Genomic DNA, 22,374 nt, shown 5'->3' on the forward strand with positions numbered 1-22,374 from the left:
CTCCTCCTCTTCGCCGCAGCCATCGCGCTCATCTGGGCGAACTCGCCGTGGCGCGGGCGGGGCGGGTCAGAAGCCGGCGCGGAATCAGAGGCCGCGGGTGAGGACCTCGTCGAGGGCAGCGACGAAGGTATCGGCGCTTTCCTTCGTGAAGCAGAGCGGAGGCTTCACCTTGAGCACGTTGCCGCGGTCGCCAGTGGGCTGTACGACGATGCCGAGGGCGAGCATCCGGTCGCAGAGCGCTCGGGTCTCGGTGTCGGCGGGCTCTAAGGTCTCGCGGTCGCGCACCAGCTCGATACCCTGGTAGAGCCCGCGCCCGTGGACGGCGCCGATGAGCGGCTGGCGATCCGCGAGGGCGAGCAGCTGCTCGCGCAGGTAACCGCCGATCTCGCGGGCGTTCTCCTGCAGTCTGTCGTCGCGCATGATGTCGAGCACGGTGACGCCGAGCCTCGCGCTGAGTGTGGAGCCGCCAGCGGAGGAGAAGAAGGTGCCTTGGTCGGCGAGTGCTTGCGCGATCTCGGACCTCGTGATGACGGCGCCAAGCGGATGCCCGTTGCCCATGGCCTTTGCGACCGTCACGACGTCGGGCACAATCGCCTCGCCGCCCGGCCCGGAGTGCTGCTCGAAGCCCCAGAACACGTCACCCTGGCGCCCATAGCCGACCTGCACCTCGTCGGAGATGACAGCTCCCCCTCCGGCACGGACCGCGTCGTAGACCGCGGCCAGGTAGCCGGCGGGCACCTCGATGGCGCCCGCGTTGCCGTTGCGTGGCTCGGCGATGAACGTGCCGACGGGTGTGCCGGCGGCGGCGAGGCGCTCGATCTCGGCGACCGCATCCGCCGCGTAGCGCTGGCCTGCTTCATCGCCGCGGTGGGTGCCGCGGTAGGCGTTGGGCGCGTCGAAGGCGTGCACCCATGGGGCGCGCAGCTCGGCGGCGAGCGGGTTGTCCGAGGTGGACGTCGAGATGGCGTCTGCCGCGTACGACCAGCCGTGGTAAGACTCCTCAACGCAGGCGACCTCGTCCCGCCCCGTGAACGCCTTCGTGAGCCGGAGCGCGAGGTCAACCGCCTCGGTGCCGCTGTTCACGAGCAGCACGGTGTCGAAGCTGTCGGGCAGCGTCTCGAGGAGGCGCTCGCTGAACTCGACGACCGACGCGTAGTTGAAGCGCGAGTTGGTGTTGAGCCTGCGCCACTGCTGCGCGACAGCGTCGGCGAGCACGGGATGCCCGTGGCCGAGGGCCGTCACGTTGTTGACCATGTCGAGGTAGTGGCGTCCATCCGTGTCGATGAGTGTCTCGCGCCAGCCCCGCTCGAACTGCGGCGGATGCGCGTAGTAGTGGCCCTGCAGGGGCGCGTAGGCGTCGAGTCGCGCACGCAGCGTCTCGTCGGCAAGGGCCCGGGCTTCGCCCTCGCGTCCCTCTCCCGGCGCGAGGCCGATGAGCTCGCTCGGGTCGCCCACCACGGCGAGCCAGGCCGGGAACTCCTCGGCCGTTACGAAGCGCGGCACGGGCGCAGCAGCCGCATCCAGTGCTGACGCCTCGCCGAGCTGGAGGGAGACATGCGCCCAGCCGGCGATCTCGGCGAAGGGTTGGCCCGCTTCGACGCGAGTGGGAACTGCGGAGTTTTCCCCTTCAGGAGAGTGACCCTCGATGAGCCCACGGGCTCCGGCGATGACAAGCGTGCGCGTGCCATCCGTCAACGTGACGTTCCCCTCGGCCGCCGACACGAGCCCGCCGAAGGGGGCGGTGAGCGCGAGGTCGCTTGTGCTGTACAGCTCAACCCCCGTGGCGATGTTGACGGGGGCATCGTGGGTGACGCCGATCGACCGCGTGAGCCTGGCCTCGCCGAAGCGAGTCACCGCGACCCCGTTGCTCCGCGCGGCGAGGAGGAGCAGCTGCGCTTCGGCCTCGGCCCCTTCCTCACCGAGCCACGAGCCGTCGCGCAACGCCGTGCTCGTGTAGTCGAGCGTGATGACGCGGGCGCGACGTGCGAGCTCGGCGTCGAGCAGAGTCGCACCATCTGCCGGTGCCGCGTCGGGGCCCGGGGCGACCGCCCGGCCGAGCGCCTGCCGGATGGCGGCCGTCGCGACGCGGGAATCGAGGGCGGCAGGAACGGCGAAGATGGTCCACTCGCGTTCGAGTGCCTCTTCGGCGTAGTCGTTTCCTTCGTCGATGGCGACCTGCTGGAGGCCGCTGACGACCAGCGTGGCGCCCCGGAGCACGATGAGCGGCCAGAGCGCGTCGATCTCGGCGTCGGTGAGCGACACAACCTCGTCGAAGGCGCGGATGAGCGGAAGGACTGCAAGCGGTCGGGCGGGGTCGTGGTGGAACACGGCCGTGCAGGCGACGGCCAGCTCGGCGATGCGCCACCCCGTTCCCACGTCGCCGAAGTCGATGATGCCCGAGAGCTCGGGGCGGCCGAGCTCACCGGCGATCGCGACGAGGTTGTCATCGGTGAGGTCGCCGTGGATGGCCTGCAGCGGCAGAGAGCTCTTGAGGGGAGCCAGCGATGCGGCGACGTCCTCGAGCGCGCCGAGCACGAAGGCCTGCCGCTCGGGCTCCAGCACGTAGCCGATGAGCTCCTCGACGAGCTGCTCACCGACCCGAAGGTCCCACTGCAGCTCGCGGCCGAGTCCCGGATGCTCGAAACCGGCGAGCGTCGCGGCGACCTGGCCGACGAGCGCGCCCATCGCCGCGATCGTGTCGGTGGAGAAGTGCTCGAAGTCGATGAGCGGCGTGCCCTCGACGAATGTCAGCAGGCGGATACTGTGCGGTGCACCGTCGACGTCGGCCGTCTCGATGTCGCGGCCGTGGAGGCTCTGAAGCGGAGCCGGTGACGGGTGGCCCGCCGCGTGCATCCGACGCATCGCCTCGTTCTGCGCCTCGATCTCGTCGCGACGAACGGCACGGTTGCTGATCTTGAACAGGACGCGACGGTTCGGCGCGTCCGGGAGCGAGCCCGGTTCGGTGAACAAGAAGTTGCGGTCCTGCTGGCTGCCGAGCTCGCGCACCTCACCGGAGACGCCGAACAGCTCGCCCGCGAGGCGACGCACCTCCTCGATCGTGATGTTCGGGCGCGGCAGACCTTCCGCGAACGTTGGAAGACCCTCTGCGATTTCGGACATGACTACTCCCCTTCGAGTCGCCGACCAGAGACCGGTCGAACCGAGGCAATGCTAACGGCGGCCACCGACGCTGCGGCCCGGGCCGATCTGCGGACCAAGCACGCGTATCGTCGCGGCGTCCGTCACGCTCAAGCGTGGCTCCGTGCGATCTTCTGCGCCTCGTGCTGAGAAAGTTGGTCGTCGCCCGTCTCGCTGGAGAGCCTGCCGGATGGGAGGAGCAGCGCCGCGGCGAACCCTGCCAGGTACACGATCGAAAGGCCGACGAAGATCGGTGAGAAGACGTCCCGGTAGATCGCTGCGATGGTCGCTTGGAAAGCGGGTTCGCTCGCATGCACGGCCGCGGGGGTGAGGCCGGCTGCGTCGACGCCCAGCGGCAGCATGGCAATGACGCCGACTCCGATAACGCCGCCGATGACGGCGGTCGTAACGGTCGTGCCGACCTGCCCGACGATGCTGACGGAGGCGGTCACGGCCCCGGTCGCGCTCTTGGGCGCCGCGCTCTGCACGACCGCGATCATCAGGCTCATGAACGAGCCGGAGCCGAGTCCCACCACGAACATGACGACCATCGGCGTCCAGAGCGGCAGTCCGACGGGCAGCAGCGACATAGTGAACAACCCGGCCGCGCCCAGAGCGGTCCCGATGATCGGGAAGATCCGGTATCTGCCGGTCTTGCTCGCGAGGAATCCAACGAGCAGGTTGCTGACGAGCATTCCCATGACGGTCGCGATCGGGACGAGCCCGGAGACGGTGGCTGAGGTTCCGTAGGCCATCTGCACGTAGGTGGGCAGGTAGGCGGTGATGGAGATAAGCCCCACCCCGTTGACCGCGGCGATGAGGGTGCCGACGGACACCGTCCGGTTCTTGAAGATGGCGAGCGGCACGAGCGGGTTCTCGGCTCGGACTTCAGCCCAGAAGAAGAGAGTGAAGGCAGCGAGTGCGAGCGCGAACGCGGAAAGGGCTGACGCGAGGAGCTGCCCATCCGAGACCCAAGTCACACCGAGCACGAGCGCGACAAGCGCGATGGTGAAGGCGACAGCGCCGAGCGTGTCGAACCGCAGCATCGATGTTCGGGGGATGCTCGGGATGGCGCAGAGCGCGAGGATGAGAGCAATGATGCCGACCGGGAGATTGATCCAGAACAGCCACTGCCAGCCCCAGTTGTCTGCGATCAGGCCGCCGAGAAAGGGGCCAACCAGGATCGCGACCGGGAAGGCGGCTCCGATGATGGCCATGTACTTCGGGCGAGCCCTGGGGCTCGTGACCTGCGCGACGATCGTCTGCGACATGAGCTGCAGGCCCGCAGAGCTCATTCCCTGGAAGACCCTAGCCGCGATGAGCAGCCCCATGTTGGGCGCGAATCCGCACGCGAGTGAGGCGATAAGGAAGAGGATGAGCGAAGCGATGAAGACGGAGCGGGCGCCCATGATGTCGCCGAGCTTTCCGATGACGGGCAGCAGCACCGTACTTGCGAGCGTGTAGCTGACGACGACCCAGCCCATCTCCTCGAGCGCATTGAGCTCGCCTGCAATGGTCGCGAGCGATGTGGAGACGACGGTGTGGTCGAGGGCACCGAGGAAGGTGACGGTGAGGAGTGAGGCGACGAGGAGCCGGAGCCGTGTTGGGGAGAGTGACATGTGTGTGAGCCCGAACGATCGGACGATCTGCGCGACATCGTGTGCACCTGCCGCTGCTGTGCGACGGCGACGGGCCCGCTGAGCCCCACGCAGGTCCCAAACTACGCTGACTTATGTGGAAAATCTACTTAAGATGCTCGGACCCCCGTCGCCGCGACCGAAGGTCCGATAAAGTTCTGGAATGAGAGAGTCGACGCTACGATTCGGCGCGCAGACCGACGAGGTCACCAGCCTTCTCCGAGTGGTCAACCTCGTGAGAACGCGACAGGCTGTGACGCGACCCCAGATCGGCACGGCGACCGGCCTCGGTCGGGGAGTCGTCACCCAGAGGGTCGAGCAGGCCATCGACATGGGCTACGTCGTCGAAGGCGAAGTCGGGCCCTCCTCGGGCGGACGCGCCCCACGGACACTCCGATTCAACAGCGAACGCGGCCTCATCGTGACGTGCGCCATCGGAGCCCTGCACCTCCACGTCGGACTCTCGCACCTCGAGGGCGACGTGACCGCCCACGCGCATCTCGACTGGGACATCGCACGCGGCCCAGCAGCGACGCTGGACGTGGCCCTGGAGCTCATCGAGCAGCTGCTCGCAGAGGAACGCGCGCGAACAGGTACGGAGACACAGGTCTGGGGCATCGCGGTCGGCATTCCCGGCCCGGTCGACTTCAATTCCGGACGACCGGTCGCGCCGCCGATCATGCCGGGTTGGAACGGCTTCGACTTCCGCCGGCGCTTCAAGCAGCACTTTGACGCCCCCGTCTGGGTGGACAAGGACGTCAACCTTCTCGCGATCAACGAGCGCACCAATCGCCAACTCCCCGATATCGACCTGATCTATTGCAAGGTCGGCTCTGGAATCGGCGCTGGCCTGGTCTCTCGCGGCCGGATCCACCGCGGTGCCAACGGGACGGCAGGCGACCTCGCCCATGTGAGACTCGCGGGGTCGGAGATCGCGTGCCGCTGCGGCAAGCTGGGGTGCGTCGAGGCCGTCGCGGGCGGCTGGGCGCTCGTCAGGGATGCGAAGCTCGCGATCGAGGAGGGGGCAACCGGGATCCTCGCGTCGCGCGTCACCGCTGGGGTTCCGCTGATTCCAGAGCTCATCGCCGTGGCCGCCGAGGACGGTGACGCACTCGCGATACAGCTCACCCAGCGGTCCGCGCGGGTCATCGGCGAGGCTCTCTCCGGCATGGTGAATATGTTCAACCCGAAGGTGATCGTCATCGGAGGTGCGCTCGCGTCCGCTGGGGAGATCTTCCTCGCCGAGGTGAGACACCGCGTGTATGAGCAGTCTGCGCCGCTCGCGACCCGCGATCTCAACGTGATGGTGTCGGTCGGGGACGTCAGGGAGCCACTTCGGGGAGGAGCCGCGTTGGTTCGCGAGCAACTCTTCGACGAGACGTTCCCACGATGGTTCGCTAACGGCCGCCCCGAGATCTCGGCATTCGAGTCGGAGCACTGACCAACCCCCGGGGGAACACACCGCTCAGTACATCCTTGACATATGTCCATTTCGCACATAACTTTGCGAGTCAATCCCCAAGCCGGTCCGGCCAACCTCCGAAGACTCGCCCGCGACTACGACGTGCACGTGCACGTGCACGTGCACCAGCGAAGGTGCAGGGCAACTTCGACTGAAAAGGATGACGCCCCATGAGAAGCCCGAGCGCCGGCAAGTTCCGGAACCCCATCCTCGACGGCGATCGGCCCGACCCGACCGTCATCAAAAGCGGTGACGACTACTGGATGACTTACTCCTCCTTCGACTCAGCCCCAGGCATCCCGATCTACCACTCCACAGATCTCGTGAACTGGACGCACCGGGGAAGCGCCCTGCAAGATCCCCCCGGGGTGGTCTTCGCTATGGACATCGCCGAAGTCGATGGCCACTTCTACATCTACATCCCGTTCATCCCGGCGCCGTGGTCGACGACGATCACCGACGCGTCGATATTCGTCATCCACGCTCCGACGATGACCGGGCCATGGAGCGACCCCATCGATCTGCACATACGCGGAGCGATCGACCCTGGGCACGCGATCGGTGAGGACGGGAAGCGGTACCTCTTCGTCAACGGCGTAAGGAAGATCCAGCTCACCGACGACGGGCTGGCGACCGTCGGGGATCTTGAGCACGCCTACGACGGCTGGCAGTACCCCGACGAGTGGATCACCGAGGCGTACGCCCTCGAAGGCCCGAAGATCCTCCGTCGCAATGGCTGGTTCTACCTCGTGAGCGCTGTTGGAGGAACTGGCGGCCCGTCTACGGGTCACATGGTGATCGTCGCCCGCTCTCGATCCATCGAGGGCGTCTGGGAGAACTCCCCGAGCAATCCAGTTGCGCGCACGACGGACCCCTCCGAAGCATGGTGGTCGCGGGGCCACGCGACGCTCATCGAGGGACCGCGAGGCGATTGGTGGATGCTGTCCCACGGCTACGAGAACGGCTATCGCACGCTGGGCAGACAGCTTCTTCTCGAGCCCATCGCCTGGACAGACGATGACTGGCCCGTTGCATTCGCTCAGGACATCTCGGTGGAACTGGACGCTCCCGACCGATCCTGCATACAGGCACCCGGTTCTACCGGGGCCGAACCCCACACGGAGTTCGAGCTCGGCGACCGCTGGACCTTCTACGGACAGACACCTGGCGACGGCTCCCGGCTCACCGTGGGGCAGGATTCACTGGAGGTCGTCGGCAAGGGCGACAGCGTGGCGGATTCATCACCGCTCGTTCGAACGGGCGGCGATCGCTCGTACGAGTTCTCTGCAGTCGTCGAGCTGGACGGTGACGCCGAAGCGGGTCTCATGCTGTTCTTCAACAATCGCCTGTTCTGTGGCCACACGATCGATGGAACGCAGATGAGCACGTACTCGGGTGGCGTGAAGAGCCACTGGCGCGAGCCCATCCCCTCAACCCGGCGCATCCATCTCAAGCTGGTCAACGACCAGCACATTCTCACCAGCTGGCACAGCTTCGACGGCGAGAACTGGACGCGACACGGCGTTCGATACGAGACCTCCGGCTACCACGCGAACACGATGGGCGATCTGGTCAGCCTGCGCCCCGCTCTCGTCTCAGTGGGCACGGGGTCCGCGAAGTTCTCCGAGGTTCGCTACCAGCCGCTCTAGGACAGTCAGGGAGGTGTCCCGTCCTGAATCGAGGCCCGTGCGCACGAGATCGAACTCCTGCGCACGGGCCTCGAGGTCGCTCAGTGACGGTCGGCGCTGAGCCAGGAGACCATGCGCTCGATACTGGCAGCGGCCCCGACTTGGGTGGGGCCATCAAGGTGGCCATGAGCAGTCCTCGGCTCGACGACGACCAGGGTGTCGTTCCCTGCTGCTGCGAGTTCGGAAGCGAAGCGCTGACCGGGTGCACGAGGGGAGGGTCGGAGTCGCGCCGATGGCGAATGCACCCCCCGTTCGTCCAGACGAGGCCGCGGGTTGGCGACGAGGGGAGGTAGATTCTGACGTCGAGCTCGCCATTCGGCCCCTCGATCGTCACGTTCTCAACGCGGATCTCAACCGACGTGTCGCACTCTCTCGTGTTCGTGACGCGACGCGTGTTCGCAGTCTGTGTCGTCGTAGACCAGCGTGACGGGCCCCACGACGCCCGCTGGGAGGAGTTCAGCTTGATCGTCGAACACTCGGGTCATGGGCTCGAAGAGAGAACCGGAACTGACCTGTCCTTCCGCGATGAGTCGGTTCCGCCAGGGGTTGGTGACGCGGAGTTCGACCACGTTGCGTCCCTGTCGGAGTCCGCATGCGGGAAGCTCGAAGGGCGCGGTCCACACGATGCCTGCGTCGATGCCGTTGATCGTCACCTCCGCGATATCGCTGATGTCACCGAACCGGATGCGGGCAGGGCGCCTGGTTTCTGGAACAGGATGCCCCGCTTCGGGAAGGTCGAACTCGAACCGATACTGCACCGTCCCCGAGAATCGCCGGCTTTCGTCCCCGAGCTCAGTCCAGAGGATCGGCTTGGCACTCCGGATCGGCTCAGCGCCTGGGACGGTCGTCGTCCATTCGCCCCCGACGGGGACCTCGACGAGTGCGCTCGAGGGCAGGGTTCCGTCACCGACCCCACCTGGAAGCACGAACACGGATCCGTACGGTGCGAGCGAGAGCTCAAATCCGGTTCCGTCAGAGGTGGGCCGCAGCTCACGCCTCTCGAGTGCGACCGGGTCCCACGCAACCAGGGGTCGGTCGCACCCGGGCAAGGATATGGTCGTGGCCACGGGGTCCTCGTGCGCATTGGCGAGAAAGACGAGCAGCTCGCCGTCGAGCCATCTGGCGATGCGGCGCACGCCGGTGTGGGGCACGACGAGCAGCGGGAGGAAGTGCCGACGCAGCACCTCGCCGAGGTCTCGGGTCGCGTGGACGCGGTCGCTGTGCGTCTGCCCCCAGATCTGCTCGCACAGCTTGGCGTGGCGCTTGCTGTCATCGGCAAGCGAGCGAAGTGCCGGACGCATGCCGACGACCGTGGCTCCGGCCTCAACCAGTCGCAGGACATTCTCGAGAGCCCTCGTGCTCATCCGGTCGCTTGACCCACCGAGATACAGAACACGGTAGCGGGAGCTGCCTGCGCTCAGCACGCCGTCCGCGACTTCGAGAATCCCCGACAGCGCATCGGGGCCGATGTAGTCGAAGTCGTAGTCGCGCGGGACGTGCTCGTCGAAGTGATCTCCGTAGAGCCCGGTGACGGGTGCCTCCTCGCCGATGAAGAAGGCGACGTCGACCGCTGGCCGCCCCTGGGAAAGCAGGTGCGAGCACCGCGCGAGGTAGTCGATCCATGGGCGGGCAACGTGGGCCCAGGTCTCGTTCCGCGTGAATGCCTGGCCCAGTGATGGAGCGAGCGCCAGACCAGGGGGCGGCACCTGTGACGGCTGGTGCGGTGACGAGTGGATGCAGAATCGGGTGACGCCGAGGGTGAGCTGAAGATCGGCGACGTGCTTGAGCGACTTCGGCGAATCGCTCCACGGGTTTCGACCGGACGTGAACGCCTCCGACCCGGTGTGCGCTCGCTGATGGACGTGTGCCACCGAGGATGCGCCTTTGAGATCGGCAACGTAACTCGGGGCGGGGCCCGTCTTCGAGTCGAAGGTCCACATAGCCCCCATGGGGACGTCGGCGTGCGAGCGCATCGCGAGGTCGTCCCCGAGCTGAGGCCGCCGATCCTCGAGCGCCTCCGCGTAGTAGGTCATGCCGCGCTGGTGCGCTTCGTCGGCCAGGGTGCCGTAGTACGCATCCGCAAACACTTCAGCGATCGTTCGCCTGAAGTCGCTGAGGAACAGGTCAGTCGCGGCAACGCTTTCGACCTGGAAGCCTGCCGTGGCGAGCAGCCACGGGACGGGGTTGTAGCCGCGGAGCCGGACAAAATGCCCGACGAGGCGATCAGTGATGTTCTGCAGACCGGCTTCGATGCTGTCGCTCAAGAGCGCGTCGATCTCTGCGTCGCCGAACTGGTCGAGGTGGCGAGTGATGTAGGCCCGCACGCGTTCTGCGTCGAGTTTGTCGACTTCCAACCCAGTCGCTTCGGGGAGGGCCGGGCCGTTGGTCTGTCCGGTGAGCGACGACCCGAAGCGGATGATCCGCCACCGTCCTGCTGGCAGCGCCTCGGTCAGCCGATCCCCGCTCAGGCTTCCGCTGAGATCGATGATCGCCTCGGACGGGACGACGGCATGGGCGGCCTGCGGGTCGGTGTCGAGCACGTCGTAGTCGACTGAGGTGGCGAACCCGCTCTTGGCTTCGACGTGCGCCGGCTTTCCGGCAACGAAGAGTTCGAAGCGGTCGACGATGAACTCGCTCAGCGGCTGGAAGATGGGCGGCGGCCTGACGCCGCGCTCGAAGGCCGAGGAGACGGCGCGGATGCCGTCTGCGCTGAGCAGCAGTCGAAACGCGCGTCCGGAGACCGGCGCGAACGACGCGGTTCGAGACGGGCACTGGTTCACCGGGAACGACGTCGCATCGATGTACTCGCCGTCCTCGTCCTGCACCTGGAGCGTCGCCGCGACCGCGGGTGCCGCACCGAAACCGTGCGGGCCCGGGAGCACGATGACACACGAACGTACAGTGACGGGCTCGTCGAAATGCTGCTCGATCCAGGCCGTCGAGAACTCGTCGGGGTCGCGTTCGAGCCGAACGCTCCCGACCGGCGCCTCCATGACCCCGTCGCGGACGGAGACGGCAGAGGTCACGATGCTCTCCGGCTCGAGGGCATCGTGCGCGGGGTTGAACGGAACGGCCAGCACGAAGAGATCCTTGACATGCCCGGATCCGGGTCCGGCGTCGCTCCTCCACTTGGGAACCTCCTGGAACGGCCCCGCGACGTCGGGCAGCGGAGCGAGCTCGGCGACCGTTCCGCCGTCCACGACCGTCTGCGACCAGACGAGCTTGCGCATGGCGTCGTCCGCGCTGACCCACGGGGCGCCAGACGCGCTCCAGCCCGCCGACGTCGCCACGGTGAACTCGAGCCCCAGTCCGCGGGCAGTCGCGCTCGCTGACCCGATCGCGTCCCGCCAGCGCCCCGTCCCCGGGATGACCGGGTCCGGGACGACAAGCGGGTTTCCGAGAGCACCATCGAAGGCCTGGACTCCCCGGATCCCGACTGCGTGCAGCCAGCGCAGATCGGCGTCGATGCCGTCGGGATCGACGTTCCCGTCCATCCAGTGCCACCAGGCGCGTGGTCGCGCGTCGTCTGGCGGCTGGACGAATGCGTTCCAGAGCTCATGGTGGCGTTCAGTCATGGCGGGGTCTCTCTTGCTCACGTCGTTGAAGGTGCCTGCCGCGGCGTCCTCAGCGGACCGCTGTGATCGACTCCGTCTGCGCATCGAGGAACCTGCGCCGTTCCGCTCGTCGCCTCGCTTGCACCGCAGGGTTCGCGACCGGAGCTGCAAGTAGCAGCGCTCGCGTGTAGGCATGCCGGGGGTCCTCGATGACCGAAGTTGTCGGCCCGGTCTCGAGGATGCGCCCATCCCGCATGACGGCCACCCGCTGGCTGATGTGCTTGACGACATCGAGGTCGTGGGTGATGAAGAGCAGCGCGACGCCAGTGCGTTCGCGGATCTCGGTGAAGAGCTCCAGGACGCGTGCTTGGGTCGTCAGGTCCAGGGCGCTGACCGCCTCATCGCAGACGATCAGGCGGGGGTCCCTGCACAGCGCGCGAGCGATGGCGATTCGCTGCCGCTGACCGCCGGAGAACTCCTTCGCGTACCGGTTTCCGGAGTTCGCGGGCAACTGAACCTGGTCGAGGAGGTCGCGGACCCGCGCGTCAGCCTCGGTTCGCGTGCTGCCCGTGACGAGGAGCGGTTCGGTGAGGATGTCGTTGACCGTCATGGCGGGGTTCAGCGACGTGTACGGGTCCTGGAACACTACCTGGATATCGCGGCTCAGAGCCCGGCGCTCCTTTGGGTTGAGGTTGACGATCGATCGTCCATCGAACCGGATCTCGCCCGACGCGATCGGTGCCAGCCCGAGGACGGCGCGTCCGATGGTCGACTTCCCGGACCCGGACTCGCCGACGAGCCCGACCGTCTCACCCGGCGCGATGCGCAGATCGACTTCGTGAAGCACACGGAACTTCTTCCGCTTCCTCACCCTGCCGGGGTACTCGACGACGAGCTTCTCGATCGACAGCAGGTCTCCCTGGGTCGTCGGGGTGGGTGATTCCTGGGCGGCGTTCATGCGTTCGCTCCCTTCGAGCTTGCGATTCCGTCCACTGCAGTCGACGCGGGGTCGTCTGTCTCCCATTCCACCTGTCCGAGCGTGGATGCGAGGAGCGAGCGGGTGTACTCGTGCTGTGGCCTCGCGAAGAGTTCGTTCACCTCTGCGACCTCGACAATCTCACCAGAGCGCATTACGGCGACACGGTCGCAGATGTCGGCGACGACTCCGAAGTTGTGCGTGACGATGATCACGCCCATGCCGCGTTCCGCTTGCAGGTCGCGGATCAGCTCGAGGACGTCGGCCTGCACCGTCACATCCAGCGCTGTCGTCGGCTCGTCGGCGATGAGCAGGTCGGGGTTGCAGGAGACAGCGCCCGCGATGAGTACGCGCTGGGCCATTCCGCCGGAGATCTCGTGGGGGTACGAGCGGAAGAGCCGTTCCGGGTCGGGGATGCCCACTCGCGCGAGAAGCCGGAGCGCTTCCGCCTTCGCTTCGTTCTTTCCGAGCCCGAGGTGATGACGCATGGGTTGCGTCAGCTGGAAGCCGATCCGGAACGCGGGATCGAGATTGCTCATCGGCTCCTGCGGGATGTACCCGATCGACTTCCCGAGGAGCGAGGCCCGCTTCTTCGGGGAGAGTCCGAGCAGATCCTGCCCATTGAACGTGAGGGCGTCAGCCTGCATTCGCGCCTCGGGCGGCAGCAGCCCGAGCACCGAGAACGCGGTCTGCGACTTGCCGGAACCCGACTCGCCGACGAGCCCGAGAATCTCACCGCGCTCGAGGGCCAGCGACACCTGCTTGACGACCATGGTCTCGCCGCCGCCGGCTCGAGGGTAGGACACTCGAAGGCCTTCGACCCCGAGGAGCTGACCTGCAGGCGCCTGGGCACTGACCTTCGACCGCTTGGGAGTCGAGTCGGGGGCACTGCTGGGGACGCTCTTGCTAGCTTGGCGGGCTCTGCGGGCTTTGCGGCTGGGCGCGATGGTGTGGTCAGAGAGCGCGTCCCGGATGCCGTTCCCGATGAGGGTGAACGACATGATCGTGAGGACAAGCGCGAGGCTCGGCCAGACCAGCAGCGCCGGGGCGTTGTAGATGTTCTGCGAGGCGTCCGAGAGCATGAGGCCCCAGCTCGACCGGTCGCTGGAGCCGAGCCCGAGGAAGGCAATGCCTGCCTCGATGCCGATGCCGGCGCTCGCCAGCATGGCCGCTTGGATGATCGTGGGCTTGATCACGACGGGGAGGATGTGCCTGCGCATGATGCGCGTGTCGCCCAGCCCGGAGACCTTGGCCGCGTCGACGTACAGTTCCTCGCGCACGGCGCGGACGGAACCTCGGATGAGGAGGAAGACGGAGGGAGCGATGAGCACACCGAAGACGGCGAGGGCGAGTTCGGAGCTGCGCCCGACGCGTGCGAGGACGACGAGGAGCACGACGATCGCGGGGAGCGACATGAGCGCGCCGCTGATCCAGACGCTGATGCCGTCGATCAGCCCCTGGCGGTACCCGGCGAGCAGACCGCTCGGGATGCCGATCGCCATGCTGACACCGATCACGATCGCGGCACTGATCAGGCTGGTCCGGGCGCCGTAGAGGAGGTTCGCCCAGACGTCGCGTCCCACCCCGTCTGCTCCCAGCGGGTGCTCACTGGTGAACGGTGGCGCGAGCACGTCGGCGATCTTCGCCTCGAGCGGGTCGTACGACGTCAGCAGGGGTGCGCAGATCGCCGCGAGGATGACGAGCAGGATGAACGCGGCGGACACAACGGCCGCGGGGTCGCGGAGGAGCCTTCGAAGTACCCCCGGGCGACGGTCGTCCTCTTCGCTGAGCTGCAGCGAGGCGGACGTTCCTGAGACGAGATCGGCAGTCATGAGACACGCACCTTCGGGTTGACCCATCCCTGGGCGAGATCGACAAGCAGGTTCACGATCACGACGAGCACGACCGTGATGACCACGACCCCCATGACCACCGGGAGGTCACCCCGGCTGGCGGAGATGGACGCCTGTGTCCCGATTCCCGGAAGGTTGAAGACCTTCTCAACGATGACCGACCCGGAGATCGAGACGATGAACATGAGGGAGACCGTTGTCAGGGTCGGGCCTGCCGCATTCCGCAGGGCGTGCTGGAGCAGGACGCGGGATTCGGGGATGCCTCGGCTGCGCAGCGTGCGCACGAAGTCCTGCCGCAGCACGTCGATCATGGAGCCACGGATCTGCATGGCGATCGAGGCGACGGCGCCGAGGGCAAGCGCGACAACCGGCAGGATGATCGATTCGAACCACAGCGACGGTGAAGTGAACATGCCCACGTACCCGGTTGCGGGGAGGAGACGCAGCTGCACGGCGAAGACGTATGCGAGGACGATCGCGACCAGGAAGCCAGGGATCGCCTGGACGAAGGTCGAGGAGACCTGCAGTCCACGATCAAGCGCCCCGCGGCGGAGTGCGGCCGCGACTCCGACTGCGGCGCCGAGGATGGAGGCAAGCAGGATGGAGCCGACCACCATCGAGAGCGTCGGCGGCAGCGTGAGGGCGACGATTTGGGTGACCGGCTGGTTCCCGAACCATGAGGTGCCGAGGTCCCCTTGGATGGCCGAGGTGAGCCAGTTCCAGTACTGCGCGATGACGGGCTCCGTGAGGCCAAGCTCAACGCGCTTCTGTTCGACCTGCTCCACGGTCGCAGTCGGACCGAGAATCTGCCGCGCGGGATCCGCGCCGGTCAAGTTGAGCAGGAAGAATGTGAACGTCGAGATGACGAACAACAGCAGCGCTCCCGCGCCGAGCCGGCGGAGGATGAAGATGAGCATGGTGGACTCCTGGGCTGTCGAGAGGGGATCCGGAAGGTGGTTCGGCTGCCAGTGGCCGACGCCCGGGGAGGGCGCCGGCCATCAGATTTAGCTGGCCGGCTGGATGTTCCAGATCGGCGGGAAGGTGGAGTACTTCTGCCCTTCCGCGGTCACGCCGCTGGAGAGCCCGAAGGAGTTGTCGCCCTGGATCCAGGGGGCGAACCAGGCCTGCTCGACGACGTAGGTGTTGAGTTCCTGGAACGTCTTCGCCTGCTCGTCTCCGGTCTCACCCTGCGCCTTGGTGATGAGCTCGACGATCTTCGGATCGTTCACATGGAAGGTGTTCCAGAGTGCGTCCGGGTCCAACGCGATCTGCGTCGTGTCCCAGGAGCGGTTGGCATCGAGTCGGAAGATCGCCGCGGGGTACTTCGCGCCGAGGAGGTCCGAGATGAACGTCTCACCATTGACCGGCTGGTACTCGGCAGTGATGCCGATGGCTGCGAGGGCTTCGGTGACCGCTGCCTGCTCCGACGGGTAGATCGGCGAGACGTCCGGCATCGGCAGGACGAACCCATCCGCGTAGCCCGCTTCAGCCATCAGCTCCTTGGCCTTGGTGACGTCGTAGGGGTAGCGCTCGTCCAGCTCAGGCAGGTACGCCGTGCTGTCGACGCTGAACATCTGCGCGGTCTTCGCCCCCTTGCCGTCGTAGAGCTGATCGAAGAGCGACTGGCGGTCGAGCGCGTAGTTGATTGCTTGGCGGACGCGCACGTCACCGAGCGCGGGCACAATCGTGCCTTCACGATCAAAGAGGTAGAGCCCGTTCGCGTTGTACGAGGGGAAGGAGACGACTTCCTGCCCCGACGAGGAGACCGATTCGATGTCCTTCGGTTCGACGTTCGTCACGTCGACCTGCCCCGCGCGAAGCGCGTTGAGCATCGCGTTCTTGTCGTTGAAGATCGTCGCCGTGATCTCGTCGTACGGGTACAGCTCCTGGTTCCAGTAGTCGGCGTTGCGTGTGTACACGTATTTGCTGCCGGCCTGGGTCGAGGGGCTGAGCGTGTAGGGGCCGGAACCGACCGGAGTCGTCGCGAGCGAGCCGTCTTCCAGGTGGCTGGGGCTGGCCATCATGCCGGCAGGGCCTCCGAGGCTGGGCAGGAAGGAGGGGTCCGGCGCAGACAGCTTGATGTCGACGGCGGTGGGATCGACAACCGTCACCTCTTCGATGAACCGGAGCTGGGTCGCGCTTCCGCCGGAGCCGGTCTTCGCGGACTCGAGGTTCGCTTTCACGGCCTCGCCATCGAGGGGTGTGCCGTCGGTGAACTTCACATCGTCGCGGAGCTTGAGGCTCAGCACGGTGCTGTCGTCGTTGTAGGACCATTCGGTGGCGACGTTGGCCCCCGGCTCGCCCTCGTTGTCATTGCGCAGCAGCGAGTCGTAGACGGGCTGGGTGTACCAGATCTCCGGCCCCGTGAGGAGGTCGCCGGGCTGCCAGGACTGCGGCGGTGAGACGGTTGCCAGCGACAAAGTGCCGCCAGTCGACGACCCGCCGGCGGCAGGTTGCCCCGAGCATGCGGTGGCGGCGAGCGCGATGGCTATGGCAGCGGCGGCAGCTGTCGCGAATTTTCTTCTCATGTGCGTTTCCTTCGGCTGAGGTGTTGTGCTCCGAACGTCGGCAGCTTCGCCAGGAGAGCGGTGACGCCGTTGCAGCGCCGTGGCTGCAGGCGTCACCCTCCCGCCGCGGCGACTTTGTCGCAGGAGGGAGGAAGAGACGTCGTTGTTTCTTTGTTCAGGCCCGGTGTTCGGATTCGAGTCGCGTCCAGGCCCAGACCGAGACTCGTGACGCAGAACCGCTTGCTTGCGTGTTCCGGTGCGCCTAGTCCAGACTTTAGCCCAGAATGAACATAAATAGGGTGTCGGGGGATAGCGACCGGTGATGCCCGGTATAGACAGATGTGAGGCGAGCTTCAGAGAGCCGGAGAGCGCCCTCATCGCACCGACCGTACTCGCTGCGCCGCATGAACCGCCGAGCCCAGAAGCTAGACTCGGCGGCGACCAGAACGGCACAGGCGCCGCGGGTAAGCCACCGACAGATGACGAGGACGGCAGAGCATGAGCAACGGTCAGCTGTCGCCTCAGGATGCATTCGTGCACGGTCAGCTCATCAACCTGATCCGCTCAGGACGCGCGAACACCCGGCCAGCGCTCGTCCGGGCCACGGGGCTGAGCAGGCGGATCGTCTCCGAGTGCGTCAGCCAGGCAGTCGAGACGGGCCTCGTCGACGACAGCGAGTTCGCCGTCGCGGACATCGGCCGCCCTTCACGCCTGCTCCGCTTTCGCTCCGAAGTCGGCGTCGTCTACGTCGGAGTCATCGAATCCTCGCAACTCTGGGCAGCAGTCGCCACGCTCTCCGGCAGCTTGGTCGACTCCATGCACCTGACGTGGGACGCAGCGGTCGGCCCGGTCGACACCCTGAACGCCCTCAAGCAGATGTTCGAGCAGCTCGCCGCACGAGGCCACGCCACCCCGTGGGCTATCGGCATCGGGGTCTCCGGTATCGTCGACTTCCAACGCGGACGACTCGTTTCGTCACCCCTGCTCACCGGTTGGACAGACTTCAGCATCCGCTCGTTCCTCCGCCAGCACTACGACGCACCGGTGTGGGTCGAACGCGATGTGAACGTGATGGCGCTCGGCGAGTGGCACCTGGGCAGCCCCGCGACCGAGGATGACCTCATGTACGTACTGGTCGACGAGGAAGTCGGCGCAGCAGTCGTGACGCAGGGGCAGATCCACCGCGGCCGTTCGGGCGCCACGGGCGCTATCGGGCACATGCGGGTCACCGACGACCCATCGTTCCCCTGCAGGTGCGGGCGCACGGGCTGCCTCGACGCAGTCGTGGCCGGTTGGAGCCTGGCCGAGCGCCTGTCGGCTCGAGCGTTGGAGAGCCCGTATCTCACTGCGCGCATCCAGGGCAAGGAACTGCTGACGGCCGAGGACATCGGTGATGCCGCGCGGGCCGGGGACCCTGTCGCGGCCGAAGAGGTCCGAGCGCGCATACAGTTCCTGGGCTCCGCACTCGCTCCGCATGTGAACTTCACCAACCCCGGAACGCTTGTCATCGGAGGAGGTCTGATCAGAATCGGCGACTGGACCGTCGATCTCGTCGAGCAGGCCCTCCGCGAAGGCTTGACCCCCGACGCCTTGGAGCCTCTTTCCATCAGAGCGGCATCGTTGGACTACAGGGAGGGCCTGGTGGGCAGTGCCATCCTGGCCGTCGAGCAACTCTTCGCAGCAGACACGGTAGGCCTCTGGATCGATCAGGGCTCACCGGTCGGACGGGCAGCTTCGCTCCAGGATCTCCTCGCGGGCTAGCTGTCAGGACGCCAATCGAGCTGATGACGCTCAGGACTCGAAGGCGTCCCGCCTGATGGCATCGAGGGTCTCGAACACACTGACCGTGTCCTCGAGCGTGTGCGTGGGGTGCTCGAGGAGACCGGACATCGCAGCGTCGTTGGCCGCGCGGAGCATCGGCGTGTAGCCGTGTCCCTCGCGATCCACGGTGCAGTGACGCGCTCGTGGCCCCTCGGGGCCGTAGGAGTGGACCGTGAGGCTCGACGAGAACCAGAAGCCTGGATCGATGTCGATCCAGCCCTGATCCCCGGAGATGGCCGCCGAGGAGCTGAGGAACTCCACCATGGAACTCGCCCCGTGCGCGAAGCGCCCGCCGTCGTACTCGAGCGTGAAGTGCTCGCTCAGGTCGTTGCCGTCCGCCCTGACCGTACCGTTGGCGTGCACGCGTTCCGGGGCGCCGAGCATCATGTGGCTCAGCGTGACGGGATAGATGCCCTGGTCGAGAAGCGCGCTGCCTCCCGGCTGCCAACGGCTTGAGCCATCCTGCGGGAAAGGCGCACCGAAGGATGCTTGCACGGCGCGGACCTGGCCGATCTCTCCTGACCTCACGATGTCGCCGACAAGCGCCATGAGCGGATTGAATTTCATCCACATGGCCTCCATGAGGAAGAGACCCTCGTCGCGGGCCAGTTCCGCGAGCTCACGAACCTCACGAGCATCGAGGCCCAGGGGCTTCTCGCACAGCACATGCTTGCCATGCAGCAACGCGCGCCTGGCCAGTTCGAAGTGCGTCACGTGAGGCGTGCAGAGGTACACGATGTCGATGTCCGACTCCAGCATCGCCGTGTAGTCGTCGAAGGGGTTCGGGATGTCGAAGTCGACCGCGAACCTCGTCGAACGCTCGATGCTTCTGGAGGCGACCGCTACGAGAGATGCGGACTCGACCAGATGAAGGTCATGCGCGATCTGCTTCGACACCGCGCCGGTGCCCGCTATGCCCCACCGGAGCGGTCGCCGCTCGTCTGCGCTATCCATCAGTCGGATCCGCGAACTCCAGCAGCGTGATTCTCACCGCTGTCACACCTGCCATGTCGAGCGTCACGAGACGCTCATCACCGTTCAGCAGACGTCCTCCAACCAACTCGCCCTCCTCAAGGCGGAGCTCCTGCACGCTGGATATCTCGACCGTCGCCCCCTCACGCGAGAAATCGACGATCGCGCGCTGCCCGACAGCCAGGTACTCGAGCGGTCCCGTCTGCACGACGATGCCGAAGGGACGCGAGTCGGCGAAGGAGGGGGCGTGCGCGGTCGGGAGGTTCTCGTCCGGGAGCGATGGAAGTTCCGGGAGGCGAACGCCGACATCCAAGAGCACATCGGCGAGCGTCTTCGGAGCACTCCGGACGACCACGGTGGTCGATCCGAACTGAGCTGTTGCAGAGTCGACGCCCTGGTCGAGGGCGAACCCCATGATCAGGCCGGCCCGGCGAGCATCGAGCAGTTGGGGTGCCATGCCGATGAGGTGCCGGAAGCCGGCGAACAGCTGACTCCCCGGACGGACGTCGTCGATCCCGAACGCGTGGTACCCGATCGCGTCGAACGAGCCGAAGGCACGGAATGCATCGCCCGTGATGACGCGGGCCTCCGGCACGAAGAGCGGGTTGTCCTCGGAGGCGTACTCGCGCATCACGGATTCACTGTCTGGCGTGTAGATGTCCGGTGCGAGGAAGTCGAGGTGCGGTGCAGCCGCCCGCCAGACGCCACCCATCCGGGCCGTGGGGCCACCGCTCGGGTACTGACCCGGGAGGTCCTGTCCCGGCTGAGGCCCAAGCCAGGCATTGGCGTAGGCGGGCAGGCCCTTGATGGACTTGCCCCGCTTGGCGAGTTCCCCGAGGTAGCTGGCGAAGCCCCACGCCATGAACACCTCGTCGGCGACGAGATTCTCGTCACCCCAGCGATCCTGCCAGGATGCTCCAGCCGTTCCGGGCTCGCGGAACAGCTCCACGATGTCGTCGTGGAACCCTTCGGGGTGACGTTCCACGGCCTCCACGAGAGCCGACGGCACCGGCGACTGCCACGCTTCCACAGCTACCGCAGAGCGGTCGCGGCTGACGCCGAGAAGTCCGACCTCGTTCTCCACCTGCATGATGATGACGGTGTGCTGCTCGTCGACGAGGGCAATGTGTCGCATGAGCGCCTCGTACGCCCTTGCATCTGCCTCCCTCAACCGAGGCGAGAAGACTGACAGCGTCGGCTTCGGCATCGAGCCGGGGTAGGTGAGCGGGGCTCTCATCGGCGAAGGCCCGCGGTCCGCACGCTCGAACCGGGAGGGGTCGCGGCGAACCCAGCTCGGCGCGTAGGTCGAGGTGGCGTTCTTGAACGCGCCGAACCAGATGAGCACAAGGCGGATGCCCGCCGCGCGCGCGCCTTCCAGGAGGGCATCGACAACGCTGAAGTCGAACTCTCCCTCGTTCGGCTCCACCTGGTCCCAGCCGACTGGCGCGACAACCGAATTGATGCCCGACTCTGCGAGAGCCGCCCAGACGGTCTTCATGTGAACGGGGTCGGAAGCGCTGGAGTTGCGCAGCTCTCCGCCGACGCAGAGGAACGGTGCCCCATCCACGATCAACTCTGGGTGCTTGCCTGAACGGGTGAGATGTGGAAGCTCGAACATGGGTTCTCCTTTGACTTGCGTGAGCGTTGCGGCGGTGCAACGGTGATGCGGTGGAGGGAGGAACGTCCTGGCGTTCGTCTCCGACGAGTTCGCTGCTTGGTCAGCCCTGCTTGGTGGAGAACGCCGAGTCGAACGCTGCCTCCGACGGGCGGTACGTGGAGAGCTTGCGCACGAAACCGAGCGCTTCCGGAGCGCCCACGAGGCGGTCCATGCCCGCGTCTTCCCACTCCACCGACAACGGTCCCTCGTAGCCGATCGCGTTCAGCATGCGGAAGCAGTCCTCCCACGGCACGTCCCCGTGCCCGGTGGAGATGAAGTCCCACCCCCGCCGCGGGTCAGCCCACGGCAGATGCGACGACAGGCGCCCATTCCGGCCATTGCTGAGGCGCTTCTTCGTGTCCTTGCAGTGCACGTGAAAGATGCGGTCCTGGAAGTCCCACAAGAACCCGACCGGGTCGATGTCCTGCCACACCATGTGCGACGGATCCCAGTTCAACCCGAACGACTCCCGATGCCCGATCGCCTCCAACGCGCGCTTCGTGGTCCAGTAGTCGTACGCGATCTCCGACGGATGCACCTCGTGCGCGAACCGCACCCCGACCTCCTCGAACACGTCCAGGATCGGGTTCCACCGGTCCGCGAAGTCCTGGTAGCCGGCATCCACCATCGCCTCGGTGGCGGGAGGGAACATCGCCACGTACTTCCAAATCGAGGAGCCCGTGAAGCCCGTGACGGTCTTCACGCCCAACGCCGCCGCCAACCGGGCCGTGTTCTTCAGCTCCTCCGCAGCCCGCTGCCGCACGCCCTCGGGCTCGCCGTCGCCCCACACACGGTCGGAGACGATGTCGCGGTGCCGCTGATCGATCGGGTCGTCGCACACGACCTGCCCCTTGAGGTGGTTCGAGATCGTCCACACCTTGAGACCGTTGCGCTCCAGGATGTCGAGACGCCCCTGGACGTACTCGGCGTCATCCCACCGCCACGGGTCCAGGTGGTCGCCCCAGCAGGCGATCTCCAGACCGTCATACCCCCACTCCCCCGCCAGCCGCGCAACCTCCTCGAACGGCAGATCGGCCCACTGACCGGTAAACAACGTGACAGGACGAGACATGTTTCTCCTCTTTAACTAACGTTCTCGAATGCTGAAG

Annotated in this window: 13 protein-coding genes; 3 read left to right on the forward strand and 10 right to left on the reverse strand. The window is 66.5% G+C overall.

Annotated features, from left to right (window positions below; all coding sequences use genetic code 11):
* Positions 1–84: 84 nt before the first annotated feature.
* Both C5B85_RS13270 and C5B85_RS13275 read right to left on the reverse strand, forming a co-directional pair.
* The gene (locus tag C5B85_RS13270; protein WP_104286495.1) at positions 85–3,120 is read right to left on the reverse strand and encodes an aminotransferase; all 3,036 of its coding nucleotides are present in this window, start codon (positions 3,118–3,120) and stop codon (positions 85–87) included.
* Between the two features lie 128 nt (positions 3,121–3,248).
* Positions 3,249–4,757 carry an MFS transporter gene (locus C5B85_RS13275; protein WP_104286496.1) on the reverse strand — a complete coding sequence of 503 codons (1,509 nt, stop codon included), beginning with the start codon at positions 4,755–4,757 and terminating at the stop codon, positions 3,249–3,251.
* 181 nt (positions 4,758–4,938) lie between these two features.
* Between C5B85_RS13275 and C5B85_RS13280 the strand changes: the two genes are divergently transcribed.
* Both C5B85_RS13280 and C5B85_RS13285 read left to right on the forward strand, forming a co-directional pair.
* Positions 4,939–6,216, forward strand: a complete 1,278-nt coding sequence (locus C5B85_RS13280) for an ROK family protein (RefSeq protein ID WP_104286497.1) — start codon at positions 4,939–4,941, stop codon at positions 6,214–6,216.
* 191 nt (positions 6,217–6,407) lie between these two features.
* Positions 6,408–7,886 carry a family 43 glycosylhydrolase gene (locus tag C5B85_RS13285; RefSeq protein ID WP_104286498.1) on the forward strand — a complete coding sequence of 493 codons (1,479 nt, stop codon included), beginning with the start codon at positions 6,408–6,410 and terminating at the stop codon, positions 7,884–7,886.
* Between the two features lie 389 nt (positions 7,887–8,275).
* On the opposite strand, the gene C5B85_RS13290 is transcribed toward C5B85_RS13285, so the two are convergent.
* The 5 genes from C5B85_RS13290 to C5B85_RS13310 all read right to left on the reverse strand — a co-directional run bounded on the left by C5B85_RS13290 (position 8,276) and on the right by C5B85_RS13310 (position 16,836).
* On the reverse strand, positions 8,276–11,500 hold the full coding sequence (locus C5B85_RS13290) for a glycosyl hydrolase (protein ID WP_104286616.1): 3,225 nt from the start codon (positions 11,498–11,500) through the stop codon (positions 8,276–8,278).
* Positions 11,501–11,549: 49 nt separating this feature from the next.
* Positions 11,550–12,437, reverse strand: a complete 888-nt coding sequence (locus C5B85_RS13295; protein WP_104286499.1) for an ABC transporter ATP-binding protein — start codon at positions 12,435–12,437, stop codon at positions 11,550–11,552.
* Complete coding sequence (locus tag C5B85_RS13300; protein ID WP_104286500.1) at positions 12,434–14,287, reverse strand: dipeptide/oligopeptide/nickel ABC transporter permease/ATP-binding protein; 1,854 nt, start codon at positions 14,285–14,287, stop codon at positions 12,434–12,436. The genes C5B85_RS13295 and C5B85_RS13300 overlap by 4 nt, the downstream gene beginning before the upstream one ends.
* The gene (locus C5B85_RS13305; RefSeq protein ID WP_104286501.1) at positions 14,284–15,225 is read right to left on the reverse strand and encodes an ABC transporter permease; all 942 of its coding nucleotides are present in this window, start codon (positions 15,223–15,225) and stop codon (positions 14,284–14,286) included. Before C5B85_RS13305 ends, C5B85_RS13300 begins: the two co-directional genes overlap by 4 nt.
* An 87-nt stretch (positions 15,226–15,312) precedes the next feature.
* Positions 15,313–16,836: an ABC transporter substrate-binding protein gene (locus C5B85_RS13310; RefSeq protein ID WP_181064431.1), complete on the reverse strand. Its 1,524-nt coding sequence runs from the start codon at positions 16,834–16,836 to the stop codon at positions 15,313–15,315.
* 477 nt (positions 16,837–17,313) lie between these two features.
* Here C5B85_RS13310 and C5B85_RS13315 point away from each other — a divergent pair, with 477 nt between their 5' ends.
* Positions 17,314–18,576, forward strand: a complete 1,263-nt coding sequence (locus C5B85_RS13315) for an ROK family protein (RefSeq protein ID WP_104286503.1) — start codon at positions 17,314–17,316, stop codon at positions 18,574–18,576.
* Positions 18,577–18,606: 30 nt separating this feature from the next.
* Here C5B85_RS13315 and C5B85_RS13320 read toward each other — a convergent pair whose 3' ends face one another.
* The 3 genes from C5B85_RS13320 to C5B85_RS13330 form a co-directional block, all read right to left on the reverse strand.
* Positions 18,607–19,590, reverse strand: a complete 984-nt coding sequence (locus C5B85_RS13320) for a Gfo/Idh/MocA family protein (protein WP_104286504.1) — start codon at positions 19,588–19,590, stop codon at positions 18,607–18,609.
* Positions 19,583–21,226, reverse strand: a complete 1,644-nt coding sequence (locus C5B85_RS13325; RefSeq protein ID WP_104286505.1) for a DUF5597 domain-containing protein — start codon at positions 21,224–21,226, stop codon at positions 19,583–19,585. Before C5B85_RS13325 ends, C5B85_RS13320 begins: the two co-directional genes overlap by 8 nt.
* Positions 21,227–21,326: 100 nt before the next feature.
* Complete coding sequence (locus C5B85_RS13330; RefSeq protein WP_104286506.1) at positions 21,327–22,337, reverse strand: sugar phosphate isomerase/epimerase; 1,011 nt, start codon at positions 22,335–22,337, stop codon at positions 21,327–21,329.
* Between the last annotated feature and the right edge of the window lie 37 nt (positions 22,338–22,374).

Source organism: Pseudoclavibacter sp. AY1F1 (assembly GCF_002931075.1).
GTDB lineage: Bacteria > Actinomycetota > Actinomycetes > Actinomycetales > Microbacteriaceae > Pseudoclavibacter.